This is a genomic window from Azospirillum griseum (genome assembly GCF_003966125.1).
In the GTDB taxonomy this organism is placed as follows: domain Bacteria; phylum Pseudomonadota; class Alphaproteobacteria; order Azospirillales; family Azospirillaceae; genus Azospirillum; species Azospirillum griseum.
The window spans coordinates 1-424 of record NZ_RXMA01000144.1 but is presented as its reverse complement, the minus strand read 5'-3'; the positions used below and the strand labels follow the sequence as shown (position 1 = coordinate 424).

Sequence of the window (424 nt, the reverse complement as noted above, 5' to 3'; positions counted from 1 at the left end):
CCGGCTTCATCAACGCCATGAACCTGGAAGACGTGCTTGGCAAGATCGAGACCGACGGTAACAATGCTCATGTGGACGGCCCTCTCGTTAGGTGGGAGTCTGCAACCACTAATCTATGGCACCTCGATGCCGGCAGCAGCGGTCGTCCACACCATCAACTTGTCGACAGCCGGGCAGAGAGGGCGCGGCGGGCGGCAGGGTTTGCGGACTACGCCGCCAGTGGCGCGCCGGTGACCTCGGCCCAGACCTGGAACGCCTGGGTGCGGGCCTTCCGATAGTCGGCGACAGGGCGGTGGTCGCGACGGAGATGGAACAGGTTGGCGATCGGATCATGAGTGGCGAGGAAACGCTGGACTTGGCCGGGGTCTTTGAAGCGCTTTCTTTGCCGTTCGCGTCGGCGGGTGGGTTGGTGGGAGTTCTCGGC

At 63.9% G+C, this 424-nt stretch carries 1 protein-coding gene; it reads left to right on the top strand.

The features are described from left to right. Positions 1 to 278 (top strand): hypothetical protein (locus tag EJ903_RS27525; protein WP_210211588.1); only part of this gene is annotated, 278 nt, incomplete at its 5' end. Between the last annotated feature and the right edge of the window lie 146 nt (positions 279 to 424).